Raw genomic sequence first — 23,026 nt, 5'->3', positions numbered from 1 at the left:
CCGGGCGTGGTGTGGTTGAAGCGGGACCTCCGCCTGCACGACCACGCGCCCCTCGTCAGCGCCGCCCTGCGCGGGCCGCTGATCTGCGTCTACATCGTCGAGCCCAGCCTGTGGGCCACCCCCGACGCCGCGCGCCAGCACTACGGCTTCGTGCTCGAGAGCCTGCGCGACCTCTACCGCGCCCTGCGCGTGCTGGGCGGCCGGCTGCATGTGCTCACCGGCGAGGCCGTCGAGGTCTTCGAGCGGCTCTACCGTGCCCAGCCCTTCGAGGCGCTGTATTCCCACGAGGAGACCGGCAACTGGCCGAGCTACCAGCGCGACCTCGCGGTGGGCCGCTGGTGCCGCAGCCGCGGCGTGACGTGGCGGGAGTTCCCCCAGTTCGGCGTGGTGCGCCGCCTCGCCGACCGCGACACCTGGCATGGCCGCTGGGAGGCCTTTGTCGCCCAACCCTGCCTGCCGGTGCCGGGAGCCATCACCTTCGCGCCCTTGCCCTGGGCCGATGTACCGCCCCCCAGCGCCGACGCCCTGGGGCTGGCCCCCGCCGCGCCGCCGCACCGGCAACCGGGCGGGCGCAGCGCCGGCATGGCGGTGCTGGAAGCGTTTCTGGGCGAGCGCAGCGGGCAGTACCGGGGCGGCATCTCGTCGCCCCTGTCGGCGCCCACCGCCTGCTCGCGGCTGTCCCCGTACCTGGCGCTGGGCTGCCTCAGCCTGCGCGAAGTGGTTCAGGCCACCCGTCGGCAGCTGGCCGACCTCCCCCCCACGGCCGACCGCCGACGGGCGGGCCTGACCGCCTTCATCAGCCGCCTGCACTGGCACTGCCACTTCATCCAGAAGCTCGAGAGCGAGCCCGAGCTGGAGTTCCGCAACCTCCACCGGGGCTACGACGGCCTGCGCCCGGCGCCGGAGGAGGGCGCCGGCTGGAACCCGGCCCATTTTGAAGCCCTTGTCACCGGGCGCACCGGCTGGCCGCTGGTGGACGCCTGCGTGGCCATGCTCCACGACACCGGCTGGCTCAACTTCCGGATGCGCGCGATGCTGGTCTCGGTGGCCAGCTACCCCCTGTGGCTGCACTGGCGCCCGGTGGGCGAGTGGCTGGCCCGGGCCTTCATTGACTACGAGCCGGGCATCCACTGGAGCCAGATGCAGATGCAGGCCGGCACCACCGGCATCAACACCACCCGGGTGTACAACCCCATCAAGCAGGCCCGCGACCACGACCCCAAGGGCCGCTTCGTGCGCCACTGGCTGCCCGCCATGGCCCGGGTGCCCGACGCCTGGCTGTTCGAGCCGTGGCGGATGCCGCCCGACGTGCAGGCCCGCTGCGGCGTGCGGGTGGGCATCGACATCCCTGAACCGCCGGTGGACCTGGAAACCGCCACCCGCGAGGCCAAGGCCCGCGTGCACGCCCTGCGCGCCCAGCCCGAAATACGCGCCGCCAAGGCCGCCATCGTTGCCAGGCACGGCTCCCGCCGCCGCCCGGCCACGTCCCGGCGCACCAAGCGCCCGCCGGCTGGTCAACTCTCCCTGGACATCTGATGCGCCGCAAAGCCGACCTCCCCACCAAGCCCTGCGCCGCCTGCGGCCGCCCCTTTGTGTGGCGGAAAAAGTGGGCGCGCTGCTGGGATGAAGTCCGCTACTGCTCCGAACGCTGCCGCCGCTCGGCGAAGTGAGAGGCGATGCCCCGTCAGCCAAACCAGCTCGGGTTCGCGCAGTAGCTTAGATCGGGTTGGCGTCGCCCAACCCGACAAACCCCGGCACCCCCGCGCGATCGCTGCCCCGACGCCCGATGCCTCTGCCGGAAGATAGCCCGATGCGATGGCGGCTCATACGGGGCCGACCCGACCTCCATCCGCGACACCGGCGCCGCGAGTTCTCCACCCATTTCCTTGATCGCTTTCAACCCCATGACCACCCTGATCCACTGGTTCCGCAACGATCTGCGCCTCTCCGACAACCCGGCCCTCAGCCGCGCCTGCGCGCGGGCGCAGCGGGTCTTGCCGGTATATGTTCATGCCCCCTCCGCCGATGCCGCCACGCCCTGGGGCTTCGCCCGCCGCGGAGCCCACCGGCAGCGCTTCCTGCGGGCGGCCCTCAACGCCCTCAACGCCCGGCTGGTGGAGCAGGGCAGCGGTCTGCTGGAGCTCCATGGCGAGCCGGCGGAGTGCCTGCCGGCGCTGGCCGTCCAGGTCGGCGCCACGGGCGTCACCTGCGAGGCCATCGCCGCGCCGGAAGAAGAAGCCCAGCTCGCCGCCCTGAAAACCGCCGGTGTCCCGGTGGAGGACGTCTGGCAATCCAGCCTGCTCGACCCGGCCGACCTGCCCTTCGCGCCGGAGCGCCTGCCCGACGTGTTCACCGCCTTCCGGCAGGCGGTGGAGAAGGCCGCCGTCAGGCCGCCGCAGCCCCTGCCGGCGCCGCGGCTCCCCGGCTGGCCGGAGGGCGTGCCGCCGGGCTGGCCCTACCGACCGGTGGGCGACGCCTTCGAGGTGGACGCCCGCGCCTCCTTTCCCTACACCCGGCCGGCCTTCCACGGCGGCGAGGCGGCGGCGCTGGCCCATCTGCGGCGCTATTTTTCGAGCGACCGGCCCCACCACTACAAGGCCACCCGCAACGGGCTCAGCGGGGTGGAGTTTTCCAGCAAGTTCTCGCCCTGGCTGGCCAGCGGCGCGCTGTCGGCGCGCGTCGCCTACGCCCACCTCAAGGCCTTCGAGGCCAGCCAGGGGGCCAGCGACGGCAGCTACTGGCTGTGGTTCGAGCTGCTGTGGCGCGACTACTTCCGCTTCCTGCACCTCAAGTACGGCCGCCGCCTGTACCGCGCCGGCGGGCTCGGCAGGCAGCCCGCGCCCGGCCACGACCCCGACGCCTTTGCCCGCTGGTGCCGCGGCGAGACCGGCGAGCCACTGGTGGACGCCGCGATGCGCGAGCTCGCCGTCACGGGCTTCATGTCCAACCGCCTGCGCCAGCTGGTGGCCAGCTACCTCGTCAATGACCTTGCCTGCGACTGGCGGGCCGGCGCCGAGTGGTTCGAGGCCCAGCTGATCGACTACGACGTGTACAGCAACCAGGGCAACTGGCTGTACATCGCCGGGCGTGGTACCGACCCCCGCGGCGGGCGCCGCTTCGACCCGGCGAAGCAGGCCCGCGAGCACGATCCGGACGGCCGCTTCCGCAGGATGTGGAGCCGCCCATGAGCGCGCCGACCCTCCGCCTCGTTCTCGGTGACCAGCTCAACCCGCTGCACAGCTGGTTCCAGACCGCCCGCGACGACGTGATCCACGTACTGATCGAGATGCGCCAGGAGACCGATTACGTGCTCCACCACGCCCAGAAGATCCTGGCCATCTTCACCGCGATGCGCGACTTCGCGCGCCAGTTGCGGGAGGCCGGGCACCGGGTGCATTACGTGGCGATCGACAACCCCTCCAACCGGCAGAGCCTGCCCGCCAACCTCGACGCCCTGATCGCCGCCCATGGCGCCGCTGCCTTCGAATACCAGGCCCCCGACGAATGGCGTCTCGACGCCCAGCTCGCCGACTACGCCCGGGGCCTGCAGATCCCGGCCCGGATGGTGGACAGCGAGCACTTCTATACCACCCGCGACGCAGCCGCCGAGCTCTTCGAGGGCCGCAAGCAGTGGCTGATGGAGCACTTCTACCGCACTATGCGGCGCCGTTACGGGGTGCTGATGGACGGCGACAAGCCGGTGGGTGGCCAGTGGAACTTCGACCACGACAACCGCAAGCCGTGGCCCGGCACCCCCGCCGAGCCGCGCGATCCGCGCCCTAGCCACGACCACTCCGCCCTGTGGCAGAGCATCGTGGCGGCCGGCGTGAAGAGCTTCGGCAACCCCGGTGCCGAGCGCCTGCGCTGGCCCCTCAACCGCGCCGAGGCGCTGGCCCAGCTCGACGCCTTCGTGGCCGAGGCGCTACCGAACTTCGGGGATTTCCAGGACGCGATGAGCACCCGCGGGTGGCGGCTGTTCCACTCGCTACTGTCGTTTGCCCTCAACACCAAGATGCTCCATCCCCGTGAAGTGGTCGGGCGGGCCGAGGCCGCCTGGCGCGACGGCCGCGTGCCGCTGGCCGCCGCCGAGGGCTTCATCCGCCAGATCCTCGGCTGGCGCGAGTACGTGCGCGGCATCTACTGGGCCCGCATGCCCGCCTACGCCGAGGCCAATGCGCTGGGCCACGCGCGTCCGCTGCCGGGCTGGTTCTGGACCGGCAAGACCCGCATGCGCTGCCTGGCCGAATCCATCGGCCAGTCGCTCGAAGAGGCCTACGCCCACCACATCCAACGCCTGATGGTGATCGGCAACTTCGCGCTGCTGGCCGGCCTGGCTCCAGCCGAGGTGCACCGCTGGTATCTGGGCGTCTACATCGACGCCTTCGAGTGGGTCGAGCTGCCCAACACCCTGGGCATGAGCCAGTTTGCCGACGGCGGCCTGCTCGCCACCAAGCCCTACGTGTCGAGCGCCGCCTACGTGGACCGCATGGGCGACTACTGCAAGGGCTGCCATTACGACAAGAAGGCCCGCAGCGGCGACCACGCCTGCCCGTTCAACGCCCTGTATTGGGACTTCTTCGACCGTCAGCGCGAGCGCCTCGGCAACAATCACCGCCTCGGCATGGTGTATCGGCAGCTCGACAAGATGGAGGGCGGCACCCTCGACGCCCTGCGCGCCCAGGCCGCCCGGCTGCGGGAGCGCATGGAGGCGCTCTGAAGCCTTCGGGCGGGCCGCGCCAGCGGCGATCTTGGCGGCTCCTGGGGCAGGGGCGAGGGGGTCAAGCCGCAGCGTCGCTGTCGGCATCTCCGGCCGACATCACCATTGCTACCGCCTTGCGCAGGCGGCGGGCGCTGATCGAGGCCTTCAGCCCCAGAAAATCCACCAGCTCGTCATCCGTTGCGCCGGCCTCGATCAGCAGGCTTGCATAGGTGTTGCGCAAGGTCTGGGCGCTCGCCCGTTCGCCGGTGATGCCGGCTTCTTCCAGGAAACGCTGGGTGCGGCGATGCACGGAGGAGGGGTGCATCACCAGCGTCTTGGCGTGACGCCCGAAACCGACTGTGCGATCAGCCTCGAAGATCGGGTGCTTTTCCGGGATTTTTCCGCCATGCCGGCTGGCCAGGACCTTCAGCCAGGCGGCCAGCGGCGCCAGTGCAAACGGCAGCAGGCGCGCCCGGTGGGTGTAGTGCGGCCCGCTCAGTTCGATTCGTCCTTCGTCCAAATCTATGCAATTAAGAGTCAAGCGCTCAATATTAGACACCTTCAACCCCGCTCCCAAGAGGGCGGCCACCAAGGCCAGATCACGGTATTCCATCCAGTCCTCGGCGCCAGAACCATCGGTGTCCAGGCGGGCAAGTCGGGAGGCGAGGGCAGCAATCACCGCATCCCGCTCGGAGATGGTCAGCACACGGGTTGGCTTGTCCTCACCCGCCCCGACGCGCGCGATCGCGGCCTGGCGCCCCGGGTTGCCGACGTCGCGGCCCAGGAAGGCGATGTGATTGAACACCCGCTCGAGCTGGCGGACGTACTGCTGGCGCTGGCGACCGGTCTGGGGCTGCGGCGCGCGTCCGGTATTGGGGTTGGGCGTGTCCAGAAACCGGGCGATATCGGCGGCTTCACAGTGGAACAGGGATTTGCCGGACTCGTTCAGCCACTGGCAGAAGCGGGAAAACATCGCCAGATAGACCGTTTTGGTCGAGGGGCGGAGGGATTGGCCCTCGAGCCAGGCCGCGTAGGCTTCGCGGGGCGCGTTTGCCCAACTGTCTGGCGTGTCGAAGAGGTCCGGATGGGACGAGGGTGGTTCGGTTGTGACGATCAGTTCGTGCTTAATTGCATGGGTTGGTTTTTTCATGCCGAATTATGGCGCGCCAAGCCCCCGAAAAGCGAGGAGAGCACGCGCCTGCCAACCCTGCCCCGCTGGAAACGGGGCGGCCGCATCCTTACACGATGGGGCGACCGCGGCAATGCCGCGGCTTCATCGTGCATGCCACGGCATGCTCTAAACCAGAGCCCCGCAGCGGGACTACGCCCCTGGGCTCGCCAGCCGCTTCTTCAGCCAGCGCATCAGGCTGCCCAGGAGAGGCAGGTGCTCGTAGAGCTCTTCGGCCGGGTCCCAGTAGTCGCGGTGGCGGCACACGCGGCCGTCGGCGTCGAAGCCGAGGTGGGTGACGCCGCGGATCACCCGCGGGCGGCCCCGCAGGCGGAGGTGAAAATCCCAGCCGAGCATGGCCTCGCGGCCGGTGAGGAGACGGGTGGTGACCTCGAAGCGGGGCGCCTCGACGGTGGCGAACATGTGCCGGAAGATGCCGCTGATCGCCTCGACGCCGACCACGTCGTTGAACGGGTCCTTGAAGTGGGCGTCTGCGGCATAGATCGACGGGAGCTGATCGAGGGTGTCGGGGCTGAGGGTTTCGTAGAAGCGCACCAGGCCGGCAAGGGCCGCGCGGCAGTTGCCGGGGTTGTGGTCGGGGGGCAGTTTCATGAGTTCCATGGGGTTCCCTTGCTGGCTCCCGGGGCGGCACTCCTTCACAGGCCGGTGAGCCGGTGGATCAACGCAAAATAAAATCGCCGGGGCAAAAAGCGCAACAGCTTCAGCACCAGGGTGAACCTGCGGGGGAAGTGGATCTCGAAATCCCCCCGGGCGAAGCCGGCCAGCATGGCCTCGGCCGCCGCGTCGGGCGACATCAGGGCCGGCATCGCGAAGTCGTTCTGCGCCGTGAGCGGGGTGGCGACGAAGCCGGGGCTCACCAGAAACACCGACACGCCCACCGGCGCCAGGTCGAGGTACAGGGTTTCGGCGAAGTTGATCAGTGCCGCCTTGCCGGGCCCATACACGGTGGCCTTGGGCAGGCCGCCGTAGCCGGCCACGCTGCCCACCAGCGCCATCGCGCCGCGCCCCTGTCGGGTGAACAGTGGCACGCAGGCGGCCACCCCGTCCATCACGCCGAGCAGGTTGGTGTCGAGGATGCCACGGACCACGGCGGGGGTAAGCTCGGCGGCGCGCAGTGGTTGGTAGGTGCCGGCGTTGAAGACCACCAGATCCAGCCGGCCCCAGGCGGCCAGCAGACGCTCGCGAACCCGCTCGAAATCCTCGGGCCGGGTGGCGTCCATCGGCTCGACGCGGGTTTCGCCCTTGCAGGCGGAGGCGACCTCCTCGAGGGCCTCGCGGCGCCGGGCCGACAGGGCGACCCAGGCCCCGCGGGCGGCCAGGGCCCGGGCCAGCGCGGCGCCGATGCCGCTGGAGGCACCGACGATCCACACCCGCTGGCCCTGCCAGTCGCGGATCGGCGTGTTGAGGGGTTGGAAAATACCCATCACCGTTTGTAGAACGTCAGGGTCACGTCGCCGAGGTGGAAGCCCCATTTGCTCATCGCCGAGCGGTTGAGCATCACCTTGTCGTCCATCAGGAACATCCAGTCGTCGAAGTCCACGTGGTACACCTTGCCATCGACGGGCAGGGCCAGCACGTAGCGCCAGCGCAGCGCATTGCCGGCGGCCTCGCCGCGGGCTTCGCCCACCACGTCGTCGGCGGTGCCGGCGTAGCGGCCGTCGGCGAGGCGGGTCACCGTCCACACCCGGCGCTGGGTCGTGCCGTCCGAGTAGGTGAAGCGCTCGTCGAGGGTGCCGGTGTCGCCTTTCCAGCTCGCGTCGATGACGACCTTGAAGCGCTTGACCACCTCGCCGGAGCGGTCCTGGAACACGCCGTGGGCATCGAGGGTGCCGTTGAAGTACTGGCGCAGGTCCAACGTGGGCGTCTGGCCGCGGTAGGTGTCCACCTCCACGGTGGAGCACCCCCCCAGCCCGAACAGGCCGGCCAGGGCGGTAAGGAAGGCGGCGATGCGTTTCATGGTCGTCATGGTCAAGCTCCCGGTTGCGCGGCGGTGGCCGCGTCGTCAAGTGAGGGGGAAGGCTCCAGGCGTCGGCGCCAGGCCCACAACAGCGCCATCGCGGCGAGCTTCAGGGCCAGGGGCACCAGGGCATACACGGTGGCCAGCGCCGCCACGGCATCCGCCTCGCGGCTGCCCGGGCTGTAACCGAACACCGCGAGGAGGGGCAGCGCCAGCCCGGCGGCGAGGGCCAGGTTGGCCTTGGTCACGAAGTTCCACCAGCCGAAGGCCGCGCCACTGCTGGCCCGGGGGGCGTCCCGGGCTTCGACGGGCCGCGCGAGCAGGTCGGCCAGCAGCGACGGCGGCAGCGCCAGGTCGGCCCCCAGCGCGAAGCCCGACAGCCCGCAGATCAGGCCGTAGGCCCGGATGTCGCCGGCGCCGAGCAGGCCGGCCCACGCGAACACCGCGACCGCCAGGGCCATGCCGGCCAGCCAGGCGCGCAGCTTGCCGAGCCGCCGCGCTGCCGCCACCCACAAGGGCAGGCTGCAGGCCGCCGCCACGAAGTACAAGGCCAGGAACAGCCCGGCCAGCTCGGCGGACTGCAGCACGTCGGCCACGAAAAACAACACCGTGGCCGACGGCACCGCCGCGGCGATGCCGTTGATCGCAAACACCCCCAGCAGCCGGGCGAAGCCGCCATCCCGCAGCGCCGCCGGCAGGCTGGCCAGGGACATGGCCGAGTACGACGGGCGGGCCGGTGCCGGCGGAGCGGCAAGCAGCGTCCACGCCGCGCAGGCGATCAGCAGCGGCGCGAACACCCAGGGCAGCACGGCCAGGCCGGCCGCCTCGTCTCCGCCATCGGCCAGCAGGCCCGGGAGCGCCGCGGCCAGCAGCACCCCGAGCAGCCCGAAGCCCTCGCGGCTCGCCACCACGCGGGTGCGCAGCTCCGGGGTGGGCGCCACCTCGGCGCCCCACACGGCATAGGCGATGCTGGCCATCGAATAGCCCAGCGACACCAGCACCAGCAGCAGAAAGAGCCAGCCAAGCCCGGCCGCGGCCGGCGGCGCGAGCAGCAGCGGCAGGCTGGCGCCCAGGATCGCCAGCCCGGCGACGAGCAGGCCGCGCCCCCCGACGCGGTCGTTGGCCCAGCCGATCAGCGGGTCGGAGACGGCGTCCACCGCCCTTGCGGCGAGCAGCACGCCGCCAACGGCAGCCAGCGGCAGGCCGATGGATTCGGTATACAGGCGCGGCACATGCACATACAGGGGCAGCGCCGCAAAGGCCAGCGGCAGGCCGAGGGCGCCGTAGGCCATGACGGCGCGCCGGGGCAGAGAGTCGGGGCTCATGGCCGGGGCTGCCCGAGCAGGCGGGCGCGCAGCGCGGGTTCGCGGGTGCGGGCGTCGAGCCAGATCGCAAAGAAGGCGCTGGCGAGCTCGGCGTCGTCGATGCGCGCGGTGAGCCGGCCCTCGTGCCAGAAGCGGGCGCCGCGGCCGGGTTCGTGCAGCCCGACCAGGGTTTCGCCGGGGGCCACCGAGGGCAGCGCCTTTTCGAGGAGCGGCTTCCAGCGGGCGAGGCGGCCCTCGTTGGTCTCGCCGAGGCGGCGGATCTCCTCGAGGCTGGCCGTCACCAGGGCCTCGCCGGAAATCGAGCGGGCGTAGCGCAGGGCGAGGGCGTAGGGTTTGTCGAGGGGCAGGCCGGCGCCGCCGGGCGGCGGCGCCTCGACCCACAGGGCCGCGTCGTAGAGCTTGATGCCGAACCAGCGCATCTCGCCCGTGCCGGCCATCTGCAGGCCGCCGGCGGTGGCGGTCACCGGCCGGGGCAGGCTGACCGCGCCGGCTTCCGCCGCGAACGCCAGCAGGCTGGCCAAAGCCAGCGCGCGCAGGCCGGCGGCGCGGGTCATGGGGCGCGGCCCCCGTCCGCGTGGGCGAACACGTAGTGGTGCACATCCACGTCGCCGGTGTTGAAGCCGGCTTCGCAGTAGGCCAGGTAGAAGCGCCACATGCGGATGAAGCGCTCGTCGAAGCCCTGGGCCCGCACGGCGCCGAGCTGGGCCTCGAAATTGCGGTGCCAGTGGGCCAGGCTGCGGGCGTAGTCGGGGCCGAAGGCGAAGTCGTCGACAATCGCCAGGCCGACATTGCCTGCCTGCTGGCGCACGCTCTTCGGGCAGGGGAGCATGCCGCCCGGGAAGATGTAGCGCTGGATGAAGTCGGTGCCGCGGCGATAGCGGGCAAACAGCGCGTCGTCGATGGTGATGGCCTGCACCACGCAGCGGCCGCCGGGCTTGAGGCGGGCCGACAGCTGGCCGAAGTAGGTGGGCCAGAAACGTTCGCCGACGGCCTCGATCATCTCGATGGAGACGATGTGGTCGTAGCTGCCGCGCACGTCCCGGTAGTCGCACAGCTCCAGGTCGATCCTGTCGGCGTAGCCGCCGCGCTCGGCGCGCTCGCGGGCAAAAGCCAGCTGGGCCGGAGACAGGGTGAGGCCGAGCACCCGGCAGCCGAACTCGGTGGCGGCGACTTCGGCGAAGCCCCCCCAGCCGCAGCCGATCTCGAGGATGGTCTGGCCCGGCCTGGCGCCCAATTGGGTGAGGATGCGCCGGTACTTGCGCAGCTGGGCGTCCTGCAGGCTCTCGTCGGGGCTGGCGAACACGGCGGACGAGTAGGTCATCGTCGGGTCGAGCCACAGGCGGTAGAAATCGTTGCCCAGGTCGTAGTGTGCCTCGATGTTGCGCCGGGCGCCGCTGCGGGTGTTGGCGCGCAGCAGGTGGGTCAGGCGGTGGCCGATCAGGCGCAGCACGCGGCCATGGATGGCACTGGCCAGCACCGGGCGGTTGCGGGACAGCAGGGTGAGCAGCGCGGCGAGGTCGTCGGTGCTCCATTGCTCGTCCATCCAGCTCTCGGCGAAGCCGATGTCGCCCCGGGCCAGCACGTCGTCGAACACGGCGTGGCTGCGCACCTGCAGGTGGGCCACCAGCGGGCCGTGGCCGGCACGCACGCGCACGCCCTGGGGCAGCTCGATGGCCAGGGCGCCGCCTTCCAGCCGGTCGAGCATCTCCAGGGCCAGCCGGGTAGCGCGGGGCATCTCGAACAGGCGCAGGCTGGAGAGGGGCATCAGCAGCGGGGCGAGGGTGTTTTCCAGGGCGTTCATCAGGTCGTCTCCTCGAGCGGGGGCGCGGGTTTGCGGTGGAAGCTCACGCGTTTGAAGGCGAGGCGCAGGGCCTGCCAGTGGATGCGGGCGATCACGCCCAGCGTGAGGAAGGGGTGGCGCAGCAGCCAGGTGCCCAGCGCCCGCCCGTCGAGGGGCTGGGCGTGGCCCGAGAGGCAGGTGCCGAGCTGGCGCTGGCCGTTGTCCCACAGGTCGATGTGCACCACGTGGACCCGGCCACGGGTGCTGAAGCGGAAGCGGTACTCGCCCCGCAGCGGAAAGAAGGGCGAGACGTGAAACAGCTTGCGGGCGACGAGTTCGTCCGCCGGCCGGATGGGCCGCAGATCAGGGTGATGCACCAGGTAGTTGTGGCGCTCGCCGAAGGTGTTGTTGACCTCGGCCAGCACCACCCGCAGCGCGCCATCCCGGTCGTGGCAGAACCAGAAACTCACCGGGTTGAACACGAAGCCCATCACCCGGGGCATGGTCTGCAGCACCACCTCGCCGTCGCACACGCCGGCCAGGCCCCGCTCGGCGAGGATGCCGCGCAGCCAGGGCAGCAGCGGCGAGCCGTCGCGGCGGCCGTGGTCCCGGCTCAGCACCGAGAACAGGTTGAAGCGGTCGATGCCCAGCAGCGGAGCGCGGATCTCGTCGAGCCGGCCGAGGGGCAGGCGCACGAAGGCGGTCGGATAGACAAAACGATTGTGAGCCTGCACCAGCCGCTCGTGCATCACCGCGCCAAAGCACACGGCGGGGGAGAGGGGGCCCGGCGCGGCGGGTGCGTCGGTCATCACGCGGCCTCTTGCAGTGCTTCGGGCCGGGCTTCGGCGGACGGCTGCCAGGGGATGTCGACCCCCAGGCTGCGCGCCACCGTCATCGCCGACTTGAGCCCGTCCTCGTGGAAACCGTAGCCCGTCCACGCACCCGCGAACCAGCTGCGATGACGCCCCTGGAGGGTCGGCAGCATGGCCTGGGCGTCGACGGCGCCCTGGTCGAAGACCGGGTGGGCGTATTCGATGCGGCGCAGCAGCTTGTCCGGCGCGGGCTCGATGAAGGGGTTGAGGGACACCACCACCGGCGTCTCGAAGGGCACCGGCTGCAGGCGGTTGATGAGATAGCTCACCGATACCGGACGCTCGTCGGGGCTCCCCTTGCCGGCGAGGTAGTTCCAGGCCGACCACACCTTGCGACGGCGCGGCAGCAGCGCGGCATCGGTGTGCACCAGCGCGAGGTTGGGCTGGTAGCGCACGGCGCCCAGCACACGCCGTTCGTCGGCGGTGGCCCGGTCGCCGAGGATCGCCAGGGTCTGGTCACTGTGGCAGGCGAACACCACCTCGTCGAAGCGCTCGGCACCGTCGCGACAGCGGATCCACACGCCGTCGGGCCGGCGGTCGACGCCCAGCACCGGGGTGGACACCTGCACGTCGTCGAGCTGGGCCAGCATGCGGCGCACGTATTCACGGCCACCGCCGGCCACGGTGCGCCAGGTGGGACGGTCGAAGATCTGAAGCAGGCCGTGGTTGTGGCAGAAGCGCACGAAGGTCGCGAGGGGGTAGTCGAGCATGGTGCGCGTCGGGCACGACCAGATCGCCGCCGCCATGGGCAGCAGGTACCAGTCGCGGAACGCGTAACCGTAGCCACCGGCGGCGAGGTAGCAGCCCAGGCTGACGGACGGCGCCTCGCCCGTCACGGCCATCTGGGTGGTTTCGCGGTTGAAGCGCAGGATGTCGGCCAGCATGCCCAGGAAAGCCGGGCGCAGCAGGTTGCTGGGCTGGGCGAACACCGTGGTGAGGTCTGAGCCGGCCCACTCGATGGCGGGCTGGGCCAGGCTCACGCCAAAGCTCATCTCGCTCTCCACCGACGGCACGCCCAGGCAGGCGAACAGCGCGCACAGGTTGGGGTAGGTGCGGTCGTTGAAGACCAGAAAACCCGTGTCGATGGGATGGCACTTGCCCTCCACCTCCACGTCGATGGTGTTGGTGTGGCCGCCGACGTAGTCGCCCGCCTCGAAGAGGGTCACCCGATGGCGCCGCGACAGCAGCCAGGCCGAGGACAGCCCGGCGATGCCGCCGCCGATCACCGCGATGCGTCGGGGGCCGATGCCCGCCCGTTGGATTTCACCCATGTCCATGGTCGTCCGGCTTGCGCCGCCTCAAGGCTTGGCGGCCAGGAGCCGCTCGATGGTGGCGACCAGCAGGGCGTTGTCGGGCGAGACTTCGCTGGGGAAGCTCTTCACCGTGGTGCCGCTGCGATCGATGAGATATTTGTGGAAGTTCCAGCGCGGACGCTCGCCCGTGCTGTCGCCCAGCTGCCGGTACAGCGGATTGGCGCCGCGCCCCGACACGCTGGAGCGGGCGAACATCGGAAAACGCACGCCGTAGGTGAGCCGGCAGAAGTCGGCGATCTCCTTGTTGCTGCCGGGCTCCTGGTTGCCGAAGTCGTTGGACGGGAAGCCCACCACCACCAGGCCGCGCGCCTTGTACTTGTCGTAGAGGCTCTCGAGCCCCTCGTACTGGCTGGTGTAGCCGCAGAAGCTCGCGGTGTTCACCACCAGCACCACCTTGCCCGCGTACTGGCACATCGAGCGGGGCTTCTCGTCCTGCAGGCCGGGAAAGGTGTGGTCGAGGAGCGGCGGGCAGCCCCGCGCCGTCTCGACCGTGGCGGCGGTGGCCGACGCGCCGACCGCCGGCAGCAGCCCGGCCTTCAGGGTCACGGCGCTGAGGGCCAGCGCGCCGGCGACAAGGAGCATGGCCTTCATCGGGCGGCTCCGCTGGCCTGCTGGTGCAGGAAGAGCTTGTAGTCCAGCGCGTCGTCTGCGAGTTTGTCCTGGACAGAGATGCTTTCGGCAGGGCGGTTGATGTTGGGCACCGGGGTGCTCGCCGACTGGCCGACCACGGCGCTCGAGACGATGGCAAACGCTAGGAACCCGGCAATGGCGACGGCTCTTCCGTGCTGACGTATGGCTTGGGCGTTCATCATTTTTGTCCTGGACAATGCGGGATTGCAGTTCTAACATAGAGCCGTACCGCCAGGATGTCAAGCTAATGCAAACAATTTGTCCAGGACAACATGATCAATTCCACTGACACCAGCGCCGCCCTGAGCATCGCGGCCGTGGAGCGGGAAACCGGTCTAGGCAAGGACACGCTGCGGGTGTGGGAGCGCCGCTACGGCTTTCCCCAGCCAGATCGCGACGACAAGGGCGAACGCCTGTACCCCACCGAACAGGTCGACAAGCTGCGTCTGATCCGCTGCCTGCTCGACCGCGGCATGCGGCCGGCCAAGATCGTCGGCGAGCCGACGGAAGCGCTCCAGGCGCTGCTCGAGGCCGGCGACCAGCCGCGCTCCCCGAGCACGCCGGCCAGCGAACCCGGCGCCTTCCAGTATGTGCGCCTCGGCCGCACCGTCGAGCTCGGGACGAGCCTGCGCCAGTCGCTGCTCCGGCAGGGCCTGCAGCGCTTCGTATCGGAGACGGTGGCGCCCCTCAACGAGGAGGTCGGTGCCGCCTGGATGCGGGGCGAGATCCAGGTGTCCGACGAGCACGCCTACACCGAGCAGGTGCAGAACGTGCTCCGCGGGGCCATCGGCGCCCTCGGGCCGGGCGGCGGGCGGCCGCGGGTGCTGCTCAGCACGCTGCCGGGCGAGGAGCACATCCTCGGCCTGCTGATGGTCGAGGCCACCCTGGCCTCGGAGGGCGCCGCCTGCCTGTCCCTCGGCACCCGCACCCCGCTGGTGGACCTGTGCCGGGCGGCCACGGACAACGGCTTCGACGTGGTCGGCGTGTCGTTCAGCGCGGCCTATCCGGCCCGCCAGGCCATCGACCGCCTGCAGGAGCTCCGCGCCCTGCTGCCACCGGAGATCGCCCTCTGGGCCGGCGGCGCCGCGGTGCGCGGCAAGCAGAAACGCCTGCCCGGCGTGCGGGTGGTCGCCGACCTCGACGACGCCCTGCAGGCCCTCGCCGAATGGCGCACCGCCCACGGACCTGCGCCGGCTTGAAGGCCGGCAGCGCACGCTCTTCACCAACCATCAACTTTTTACCGCATCAGGCCAGCCGTGCATCCACTCCATAAAGCCATCGTGTCCACCCTGCTGGGGCTCGTCGCCGCCCACAGCCTCGCCGATACCCCGCCGCCGGCCAAGCCCGTCGCCAGCATCGAGTCCCTCGACGTGGCGCGCTACATGGGCCGCTGGTACGAGATTTCCCGCTACCCGACCTGGTTCCAGAAAAAGTGCCGGGACAGTTCCCGGGCCGAATACGCCCTCAAGGACAACGGCGAGGTGGCGGTGACCAACCGTTGCCGCCTCGAAAACGGCGAGATGAACGTCGCCACCGCCGTCGGCCGCCAGGTGGGTGGCCCCCGTTCGGCCCGGCTGAAGGTGAGCTTCGCCCCCGGCTGGCTGTCCTTCCTGCCGATGGTGTGGGGGGATTACTGGGTGGTGGACATCGACCCGGAGTACAGCCTGGTGGCCGTCAGCGAGCCGTCGCGGGAATACCTGTGGGTGCTCTCCCGCACGCCGCAGGTGGATGCGGTGCGTTACGAGGCGCTGCTCGGCCGCCTCGCCGAGCAGGGCTTCGACCTCTCCAGGCTGATCACGACCAAACAGGTCGACTGAACCCGGCACACGCCACCCGGCCCGCCGCCGCCCAGGCTGCGGGCCCGGGTCGCGCCAAGGCTGCCCGGGCCTGGATGAGGGACGGGACTGAAGTCTTCACATACATTCCATCACCGCCGGCGCGGCCCGCACATCCGCGCCGCCGTCACGACGCCCCCTGACCGGAGCCCCCTGCGGGCCCACCTGTCGTTCCGCCCGCCAGGCCCCTGAACGCCCGGCCTCATCACTGCCCTCCGGCCAATCTCCCGACGCCGCCAGACGCCCAAGGCCCGCCCCCCGCGCGCCCTCAGCCAGCGCTCGACGCGCCCGGCCCCGCCCCCCAAGCCCCCACGACCGCGCCCTTGCCACTGCCGCAACGGCAGGCCGGCCCATCCCGGAGCCGGGCCAACGATGCCCGCCAGCCGCAGCGCCCGCGCGGACCAGGTCGCCCCGAAGAGTCCGCTGGCGACGGGATCTGGCACCGCACAAAACGTCAAAATTATCGATTAAGTGACAAATTTTGCAAAACAATGCGTTTACTTCGGCATGTTTTGCGAATTGCGTAAAATTTCGTTTTATTCCGCCTCGTCCTCCCGCAATATGCGGCACATTGCATTTTTGGATGTCGGTTTTGGGCGATTTTGATGTTCGTGTCGAAGGCAGTCCGGTTGCGTCTGGAGGCCTCCCTGACCCGTCGGTCTGCCGCGCAGCCGCTGGGTCACAGGGGAACGGACGCCCCGCAGGGTGTCTGCCGCCTCCGCCGCAGAGGGAGTGTAGCCCCCGGCACGGCGGGCCCGCGACCCGACCACGATCCGATGCCGGCGGACAGGGCGATCGCCGTCCGCAAGAAAACGTTCGGAGCAGGCCGTAGCCATGGGTTTCACACACCTTCCCACCATTCTCAAGACCCGCCGGCGGGCGCTGTTCGCCGTCTGGGGTGGGGTCACGCTGGTAACGCTGGCCCTGAGCCTGGCGCTGCCGCGCGAGTACGTGGCCACCGCCGAAATGCTCGTCGAGCCCGGCCGGGGCGACACCCTGGCGACCCGCGCCGATATCGTCACCAGTGAACGGGTAGGCAGCCGTGCCGTTGCCGCCCTCGAACTCGCCGGCCAGCCAGGCTGGACCGAGCGGTGGCGGCGAGCCTCGGGCGGGCAGGGCGATGCGGACCGCTGGATCGCCAGCCAGCTCCGGAAAGACGTCAAGGTTGGCGCCACCCCCGAAAGCAACGTGCTCCGCATCAGCGTGGCCGCCGACGAACCGCGCTTTGCCGCCGACTACGCCAACGCGCTGGCCCGCGCCTACCTCGACACCGATCGGGAGCTGAGCGCCGAGCAGGCTCGCCAGTCGGCGCTGTGGTTCGACGCCCACGCCGACCAGTTGCGCAGCCAGCTCCAGGCAAGGCGCGACGAGCCGGGCGCGCGACCGCGCGAAACGGACGCTGGGCCGGCCTACGCGCTGGCGCTGGCCCACCTCGCCGGGAGCCGTCTGGAGGGCGCCCCCCACAAGGGCAGCGCGACCCTGCTGTCGGCCGCGGTGGCGCCCACCGAGGCGACCGGGCCACGGCCGCTGCGCAACCTCGCGCTGGCGATCGTCATCGGCGGCCTGTGCGGCGTGGCGGTAACCCTGGTCCGGGAACGCCTGGACCGACGCATCCGGGGGGCCGACGACCTCGCCGCCGCGCTGGGTGCGCCGGTTCTGGCCCGGGTCGACGGTGGAGCGGCCCCGGCGCCGCAGCAGCCCTGAGCATGCGAAACATGGACATGAAACGTATCTCGAGGGCAGGCGCCGGGCGGCTGGCCTTTCCCCACGTGGGCGAGCTCCTCGTCTCCGGCGGCGTGCTGCCCGCCGACGCAGTGGGCCGGGTGATGGCACGCCAGCGGGAGCTCGGCATTCCCTTCGGCGAAGCCGCGGTGGACCTGGGCCTGGTAACCCGCGCCGACGTGCTGCTGGCGCTGGCCCATCAGTTCGACTACCCGGTGCTGCCGGTGGGCGACCAGGGCGTCTCCCCCGAGCTGGTGGCGGCCTTCGAGCCCAACTCGGAGCGGGTCGAGGCCCTGCGCCAGCTGCGCAGCCAGCTGGTGCTGCGGCGGGCCGCCGAGCCGCGGCTCAACACGATTGCGGTGGTGGGCGTCGGGCGCGGCGAGGGCCGCAGCTGGCTGGCCGCCAACCTGGCGGTGCTGTTCTCCCAGCTCGGCGAGCGGACCCTGCTGATCGACGGCGACCTGCGCCATCCGCGCCAGCAAGAGCTGTTCCGCCTCGCGCCGGCCGGGGGGCTGACCTCGCGCCTCGCCGAGCGGGGCGAGAAGTGCGCCCTCCAGCCCCATCCGCGCTTCGGCCAGCTGTCGGTGCTGCAGGCGGGCATCGTGCCGCCCAACCCCCAGGAGCTGCTGGCCCGGCCGGCCTTCGGGGCGCAGCTCGCGGTGGCCCGCGACAGCTTCCAGATGACACTTGTGGACACCCCCGCGGCCGAGATCGGCGCCGACGCCCAGCTGGTGGCCGCGACCTGCGGCAGCGCCGTGGTCGTCGCCCGTCGCCACGCCAGCAGCCAGCCACGGGTGGCCCGGCTGGCCGCCAGCCTGCGCGAGGCCGGGGTCAACGTGATCGGCGGCGTGCTGCTGGATTTCTGATGCCCACGACTGCCTTTTCCACCCTTTCGCCCTGCGACCTTCCGCTGCCGGGTCGCCATCGCCCGCGGCGGGCGCGGGGCGCCGTCCGTTTCCCTTCCATTCTTCTTTGTGCCACGTCGGCGCGCAGGCCCTGCTCGCAGGCTGCCCTGCCGCGCCATGCCCCGGAGGTTTCCGCATGAACGCTTCGACCGTTTCAGGCGCACCGTCGCCCGCGCTGCGACTCGCCATCTTCGTGCCCGTCGGGCCCGTGCCCGCATGGGTCGCGCGGCTGGCCGGCGACTGTGCCAGCCTGCCGGACGTGGCGCTGGTCGCCCTGCTGCGGGACGAGGGCACGCCCCCGGCCGACGGCGAGGCCCCGCGCCAGGTGGCGCTGACGGCGCCTCCCGGCGTGGCGGAGTGGTCCGGCGCCAACCCGGCGGACAGCGCCCGCTGGCTGTCCGGGCAGGGCGTGGAGGTGCTGCTCGACCTGCGCCGGGCCCCGGCGCCACTGCCCCAGGGCCCGGCCCGGCACTGGACCCTGGTGCCGGTGGGCGACGACGGGGCGGCGGTCACCCTGGTGACAGTGCCCGACGGCATGCCGGTGGACGGCGCGCAGGATGCCCGCCACGACGCCCCGACCCCCTCCAACCCACGGCGCGACATCGCCCGGGGGATGGGCGAGGTGCGCCGGGCCCTGCTGCACCTCGCCCGCCGCGGTGGCTGAGGGGCGCCCGGCCCATGAGAATCCAGCTGATGGGTTGTGCCGTCGACAACCTGGACCTGGCTGAGAGCCTCGCGCTGATCGAGGGCTTCATCCGCTCCGGGCGGCCGCACCGCCACGGCGCGCTGAGCGGCAACGACATCGTCAGGGCGCGCCGCGACCCGGACCTGCGCCGGCTCATCGACGGTTGCGACCTGATCAACGCCGAAGGCCGGCCTTTGCAGTGGGGCTCGCGCCTGCTCGGCAGGCCGCTGAAGGCACGCGTCCCCCGCCGCGCGCTGTTCGAGGCGCTGATCGCGCGGGCCGCCCAGCGGGGCTGGAAGGTTTTCCTGCTCGGCACCCGGGAGGACGAGGCCGCCGGCGTGGCCCGGCGCCACCCGGGCCTTGCCGTCGCCGGCCACCGCAGGGGAGGCTGGCATCCGGCGGAAGAGGACGACGTGGTGGCGCAGATCTGCGCCGCGCGGCCCGAGATCCTCTGCGTCGCCCTCGGCGCCTCCGCCGCGGGCGCCTTCCTGGCCCGCCACCAGGCGGTCATGAGGGTGCCCTTCGCGATGGGCGTGGCGAGCGGCTTCGACACGCCGCCCCGCGCCTCCCGGCGCCCGCCCCGCTGGATGCGGCGGACCGGCCTCGGCGGGCTGCACCATCTGCTGCTGGCATCGCGGCGGCAGCCGGGTCGCCATCTCGTCGAGGACCTCGCCTTCGTCGCGCTGCTTGCGCGCGAGTGGGTCCGCCGCTGAACACCGGGACATGGACACCTGGACCGTGCTGTCGAGCCATTCCGCCCTCTACCGCCATGCCGCCCCCGGGCTGCAGGAGCACCTGCTGACAGTGCAGAGCCGCCTGCGCGCCCTCTTCATCGAGCACGGCACCCTGCAGCGGATCCGCCAGGCCATCGCCCGCAACCAGTGGCTGCCCCCCGAGGGGTGGCGGGCCCTGCAGCTCGAAGAGGCGCGGGGGCTCGCCCTGCATGCGGCCAGGCGGGTGCCTTATTACCGCGATCTGTTCGGGCGGCTCGGGGTCGATCCGCTCACCTGGCGCAGCCTCGATGACCTCCACGCGCTCCCCGAGCTGTCCCGCGAGGACGTGATCGAGGCCGGCACCGGCCTGCTGGCCGAAGGCGGCCCGCTGCTGCGCTTCCGGGGCTCGACGAGCGGCACCACCGGCCGCGCGCTGGCCGGCTGGCGCGACCGGGCCTCGATCGCCTTCGAGCAGGCCTTCGTGGAGCGCCAGGCCGCCTGGGCCGGCTACCGCCCGGGCGAGCGCCGGGCCTGGCTGCGGGGCGACCCGGTGGTGCCCGCGCACCAGGCGGGCGGGGCGCTGTGGCGCATGAACCGGGCCGAAAACACGCTGCTGCTCTCGTCCTACCACCTGTCGCCGGCCAACGGCGCCGCCTACATCGAGGCCCTCGAGCGCTTCGACCCGGTGCTGCTGCAGGCCTACCCCTCGTCGGTGAGCCACCTGGCGCGCTGGCTGGAGGAGCACGACCGGGTCTATCAGGGCGCGTCCCTGCGCGGTGTCGTGACCTCGTCGGAAACCCTGAGCCCGGCGGACCGCCAGCTGATCGCCGAACGCTTCGGCTGCCGGGTCTTCGACTGGTACGGCGCCTTCGAGCGGGTTGCCGCCATCGGCACCTGCGAACACGGCAACTACCACGTGCTGGAGGACTACGGCTGCGTGGAGTTCGAGCCCAACGGCGACGGCAGCTCCAACCTCATCGGCACCGGCTTCGGCAATCGCAGCATGCCGCTGCTGCGCTACCGCACCGACGACGTGGTGGTGCCCGCCGACCCGGGCTACCGCTGCCCCTGCAGGCGCAGCTTCCGGGTCGTCGAGCGGGTGCTGGGCAGGGCCGACGACGTGATCCGCACCCCCGACGGCCGCCACGTGGTGATGCTCGACTGGCTCTTCACCGGGCTGTTCGGGCTGCTGGAGGCCCAGGTGGTGCAGGAGCGGCTCAACGAGGTGCGCATCCGCATCGTCGCCGGCAGCGAATTCGGCGTCGCCGGCGAGCAGGAGCTGCTGGCCCGCGCGCTGGAGCGGCTGGGGCCGCGCGTCACCATCCGGATCGAGCGGGTCGCCCGGATCGAGCGCACACGCAATGGAAAGTTTCGACAAATCGTCAGCCGACTGAGTGGTGAACAATGAAAACGACGCCCACCTTCAACCACGTGGAGTGGTACTGGAACCGCCTGCGCTGCATGTCCGTCTCGGAGATGATCGACCGGGCCGGCCGGCGGGCGAGCCATGCGATGGCGCGGCGCCGCAGCCCCGGCAGCGTGCCCCACGCCCGCTTCGAGTTGGCCGGGGTGCGCTGGCTGCCGCGGGAGATTCCGGACACCCCCGGGCAGGTGCTGGTGCGCGCCAACGAGGTGCTGGCCGGCCACTGGCGCATCCTCGGCCGGGGCGCCATCCCCCTGGGTTTTCCGCCGCGCTGGAACCGCAACCCCGACAACGGCGCGTTGCTGCCCATGAGCTACGGCCGGACGATGTCCTTCCTCGACCCGGCCGAGAGCGGCGACATCAAGTATCTGTGGGAGCCCAACCGCCACCTGGAGCTGGTGTGCCTCGCCCAGGCCTGGCAGATCACCAACGACGCGCGCTACCTCGATGCCATCGGCACGGCCCTCGACAGCTGGTTCGTGCAGTGCCCGTATCCCCTCGGGCCCAACTGGTCGAGCCCGCTGGAGGCCGGCATCCGCCTGGTGAACTGGGCGACGGTGTGGCAGCTGATCGGCGGGCTGCAGTCGCCGCTGTTCGCCCACCCGGTGGGCAAGGTGCTGCGCACCGACTGGCTCAACTCGATCTGGCGCCACGCGGAGTTCATCCGCAGCGACCTCTCCCGGCGCGCCTCGGCCAACAACCACCTGATCGGCGAGCTGGCCGGGCTGTACGTGGCCGGGGCCACCTGGCCCTTCTGGGAAGAGGCCAAGCAGTGGCGGCGCATCGCCCGCGAGGGTCTGGAAGAGGAGGTGGCCGCCCAGAACGGCGAGGACGGCGTCAATCTCGAACAGGCCACCGCCTACCAGCACTTCGTGTGGGACTTCCTGCTGATCGCCGAGCTGGCCGCCCGCGGCACCGGCAAGCCCTTCTCGGAGACCTACCGGCGCCGCCTCGAGGCAATGGCCGAATACGTGGCGGCGATCATGGACAACGGCGGCAACGTGCCGATGTTCGGCGACGCCGGTGACGGGCGGGTCTCCGGGCTGGCGCTGGGCGCCGGGGGCTGCCCCTTCCAGAGCCAGCTCGCCACCGCGGCGCTGCTCTTCGGCAACCCGTCGCTGGCCCGCAAGGCGGGGATGGTGGACCTGCGCACCCGCTGGCTGCTGGGCAGCGAAGCCTGCGCCCAGTTCGACGCCCTGTTGCTGCAGGCGGCGCCGGCCACGATACGCAAGGATTTCCCCGAGGGCGGCGTCTTCGTGCTGGGGGCCAACCTGGACACGCCGGACGAATTCCGCCTGGTGGCCGACGCCGGCCCCCTGGGCCTGGGGGGCAGCGCCGCCCACGGCCACGCGGACGCGCTGTCGTTCACCCTGTCGGTGGCCGGACGGGAGTTTCTGGTGGACCCGGGCACCGGCACCTATCACGGGCCCCAGGCCTGGCGCGATGGCTTCCGCGGCACGGCAATGCACAACACCCTGTGCATCGACGGCCAGGACCAGGCCATCTCCGGCGGCAGGTTCATGTGGGTGCGCAAATACCGCAGCACGGTGATCGAGCGCAGCACCAACCGCGTGCTCGACAAGCTGGTCGCCGAACACGACGGCTACCGGCGCCTGCCCGGCAAGCCGATCCACCGGCGCAGCTGGGAGCTCGACAAGCTCGGCGACGCGCTGGTGGTGCGCGACGAGATCAGCGGCAACCGGGCCCAGCCGGTCAGCCTCAACTGGCACTTCAGCGAGGAGTGCAGCGTGACGTGCACGCCGGAGGGGCTGCTGGTGGCCAACGGGCCGGTTAACCTGGAGATCATCCTGCCGCCCAACGGCGAGGTCAGCCTGCTGCGCGGCAGTGACACGCCCCTGGCGGGCTGGGTATCCCGGGGCTACGACCGCCTCGTGCCCAGCACCACCGTGGTCTGGCGCGGCAACGTCGAGCCGGGGCAGGAGCTGGAAACGCGCCTCAGGCGGGTCTGAGGCCCTTC

23 protein-coding genes are annotated in these 23,026 nt (G+C 71.3%); 12 read left to right on the top strand and 11 right to left on the bottom strand.

Going from position 1 to position 23,026, the window contains the following annotated elements; translation table 11 throughout:
- Window positions 1-9 precede the first annotated feature (9 nt).
- The 4 genes from ACE3OU_RS06470 (at window position 10) to ACE3OU_RS06455 (ending at window position 4,717) form a co-directional block, all read left to right on the top strand.
- Entirely contained in the window at window positions 10-1,536 is a 1,527-nt protein-coding gene (locus tag ACE3OU_RS06470; RefSeq protein ID WP_374240795.1) for an FAD-binding domain-containing protein, read from the top strand.
- On the top strand, window positions 1,536-1,670 hold the full coding sequence (locus tag ACE3OU_RS06465; protein WP_374240724.1) for a DUF2256 domain-containing protein: 135 nt from the start codon (window positions 1,536-1,538) through the stop codon (window positions 1,668-1,670). The genes ACE3OU_RS06470 and ACE3OU_RS06465 overlap by 1 nt, the downstream gene beginning before the upstream one ends.
- A gap of 234 nt (window positions 1,671-1,904) precedes the next feature.
- A complete protein-coding gene (locus ACE3OU_RS06460) occupies window positions 1,905-3,188 on the top strand; it encodes a DASH family cryptochrome (protein WP_374240723.1) in 1,284 nt (427 codons plus the stop codon).
- Window positions 3,185-4,717: a cryptochrome/photolyase family protein gene (locus tag ACE3OU_RS06455; protein WP_374240722.1), complete on the top strand. Its 1,533-nt coding sequence runs from the start codon at window positions 3,185-3,187 to the stop codon at window positions 4,715-4,717. The genes ACE3OU_RS06460 and ACE3OU_RS06455 overlap by 4 nt, the downstream gene beginning before the upstream one ends.
- A 61-nt stretch (window positions 4,718-4,778) precedes the next feature.
- Here ACE3OU_RS06455 and ACE3OU_RS06450 read toward each other — a convergent pair whose 3' ends face one another.
- The 11 genes from ACE3OU_RS06450 to ACE3OU_RS06400 all read right to left on the bottom strand — a co-directional run bounded on the left by ACE3OU_RS06450 (window position 4,779) and on the right by ACE3OU_RS06400 (window position 13,944).
- A complete protein-coding gene (locus tag ACE3OU_RS06450) occupies window positions 4,779-5,849 on the bottom strand; it encodes a tyrosine-type recombinase/integrase (RefSeq protein ID WP_374240721.1) in 1,071 nt (356 codons plus the stop codon).
- Between the two features lie 171 nt (window positions 5,850-6,020).
- A complete protein-coding gene (locus tag ACE3OU_RS06445; RefSeq protein ID WP_374240794.1) occupies window positions 6,021-6,479 on the bottom strand; it encodes a nuclear transport factor 2 family protein in 459 nt (152 codons plus the stop codon).
- A 44-nt stretch (window positions 6,480-6,523) separates the two neighbouring features.
- Window positions 6,524-7,312 carry an SDR family NAD(P)-dependent oxidoreductase gene (locus tag ACE3OU_RS06440; RefSeq protein WP_374240720.1) on the bottom strand — a complete coding sequence of 263 codons (789 nt, stop codon included), beginning with the start codon at window positions 7,310-7,312 and terminating at the stop codon, window positions 6,524-6,526.
- On the bottom strand, window positions 7,312-7,845 hold the full coding sequence (locus ACE3OU_RS06435; protein ID WP_374240793.1) for a DUF3833 domain-containing protein: 534 nt from the start codon (window positions 7,843-7,845) through the stop codon (window positions 7,312-7,314). Before ACE3OU_RS06435 ends, ACE3OU_RS06440 begins: the two co-directional genes overlap by 1 nt.
- A gap of 11 nt (window positions 7,846-7,856) precedes the next feature.
- Window positions 7,857-9,170 (bottom strand): MFS transporter, encoded by a 1,314-nt coding sequence (locus ACE3OU_RS06430; protein ID WP_374240719.1) that lies wholly within the window; start codon window positions 9,168-9,170, stop codon window positions 7,857-7,859.
- Entirely contained in the window at window positions 9,167-9,724 is a 558-nt protein-coding gene (locus tag ACE3OU_RS06425) for a chalcone isomerase family protein (protein WP_374240718.1), read from the bottom strand. Before ACE3OU_RS06425 ends, ACE3OU_RS06430 begins: the two co-directional genes overlap by 4 nt.
- Complete coding sequence (locus ACE3OU_RS06420) at window positions 9,721-10,971, bottom strand: class I SAM-dependent methyltransferase (protein ID WP_374240717.1); 1,251 nt, start codon at window positions 10,969-10,971, stop codon at window positions 9,721-9,723. Before ACE3OU_RS06420 ends, ACE3OU_RS06425 begins: the two co-directional genes overlap by 4 nt.
- Entirely contained in the window at window positions 10,971-11,759 is a 789-nt protein-coding gene (locus tag ACE3OU_RS06415) for a DUF1365 domain-containing protein (protein ID WP_374240716.1), read from the bottom strand. Before ACE3OU_RS06415 ends, ACE3OU_RS06420 begins: the two co-directional genes overlap by 1 nt.
- Window positions 11,759-13,099, bottom strand: a complete 1,341-nt coding sequence (locus tag ACE3OU_RS06410; protein WP_374240715.1) for an NAD(P)/FAD-dependent oxidoreductase — start codon at window positions 13,097-13,099, stop codon at window positions 11,759-11,761. Before ACE3OU_RS06410 ends, ACE3OU_RS06415 begins: the two co-directional genes overlap by 1 nt.
- 21 nt (window positions 13,100-13,120) lie before the next feature.
- Window positions 13,121-13,726, bottom strand: coding sequence for a glutathione peroxidase (locus ACE3OU_RS06405; protein WP_374240714.1), 606 nt, complete (start codon window positions 13,724-13,726; stop codon window positions 13,121-13,123).
- The gene (locus ACE3OU_RS06400; RefSeq protein WP_374240713.1) at window positions 13,723-13,944 is read right to left on the bottom strand and encodes a hypothetical protein; all 222 of its coding nucleotides are present in this window, start codon (window positions 13,942-13,944) and stop codon (window positions 13,723-13,725) included. The genes ACE3OU_RS06405 and ACE3OU_RS06400 overlap by 4 nt, the downstream gene beginning before the upstream one ends.
- 93 nt (window positions 13,945-14,037) lie before the next feature.
- Between ACE3OU_RS06400 and ACE3OU_RS06395 the strand changes: the two genes are divergently transcribed.
- From ACE3OU_RS06395 to ACE3OU_RS06360, 8 genes are all read left to right on the top strand, one after another.
- The gene (locus ACE3OU_RS06395; RefSeq protein WP_374240712.1) at window positions 14,038-14,964 is read left to right on the top strand and encodes a MerR family transcriptional regulator; all 927 of its coding nucleotides are present in this window, start codon (window positions 14,038-14,040) and stop codon (window positions 14,962-14,964) included.
- A gap of 57 nt (window positions 14,965-15,021) precedes the next feature.
- On the top strand, window positions 15,022-15,582 hold the full coding sequence (locus ACE3OU_RS06390) for a lipocalin family protein (RefSeq protein ID WP_374240711.1): 561 nt from the start codon (window positions 15,022-15,024) through the stop codon (window positions 15,580-15,582).
- Window positions 15,583-16,434: 852 nt separating this feature from the next.
- The gene (locus tag ACE3OU_RS06385; RefSeq protein ID WP_374240710.1) at window positions 16,435-17,304 is read left to right on the top strand and encodes a hypothetical protein; all 870 of its coding nucleotides are present in this window, start codon (window positions 16,435-16,437) and stop codon (window positions 17,302-17,304) included.
- 17 nt (window positions 17,305-17,321) lie between these two features.
- On the top strand, window positions 17,322-18,188 hold the full coding sequence (locus ACE3OU_RS06380; RefSeq protein ID WP_374240709.1) for a polysaccharide biosynthesis tyrosine autokinase: 867 nt from the start codon (window positions 17,322-17,324) through the stop codon (window positions 18,186-18,188).
- A 175-nt stretch (window positions 18,189-18,363) separates the two neighbouring features.
- The gene (locus ACE3OU_RS06375; RefSeq protein ID WP_374240708.1) at window positions 18,364-18,891 is read left to right on the top strand and encodes a hypothetical protein; all 528 of its coding nucleotides are present in this window, start codon (window positions 18,364-18,366) and stop codon (window positions 18,889-18,891) included.
- A 14-nt stretch (window positions 18,892-18,905) separates the two neighbouring features.
- Window positions 18,906-19,625 (top strand): WecB/TagA/CpsF family glycosyltransferase, encoded by a 720-nt coding sequence (locus ACE3OU_RS06370; protein ID WP_374240707.1) that lies wholly within the window; start codon window positions 18,906-18,908, stop codon window positions 19,623-19,625.
- A 10-nt stretch (window positions 19,626-19,635) separates the two neighbouring features.
- Entirely contained in the window at window positions 19,636-21,033 is a 1,398-nt protein-coding gene (locus tag ACE3OU_RS06365) for a phenylacetate--CoA ligase family protein (RefSeq protein ID WP_374240706.1), read from the top strand.
- Window positions 21,030-23,018 (top strand): alginate lyase family protein, encoded by a 1,989-nt coding sequence (locus tag ACE3OU_RS06360; protein WP_374240705.1) that lies wholly within the window; start codon window positions 21,030-21,032, stop codon window positions 23,016-23,018. The genes ACE3OU_RS06365 and ACE3OU_RS06360 overlap by 4 nt, the downstream gene beginning before the upstream one ends.
- The last annotated feature ends 8 nt before the right edge of the window (window positions 23,019-23,026 follow it).

This window comes from Zoogloea sp. (assembly GCF_041908905.1).
In the GTDB taxonomy this organism is placed as follows: Bacteria; Pseudomonadota; Gammaproteobacteria; order Burkholderiales; family Rhodocyclaceae; genus Zoogloea.
This window is presented reverse-complemented; position numbering and strand designations above follow the sequence as displayed.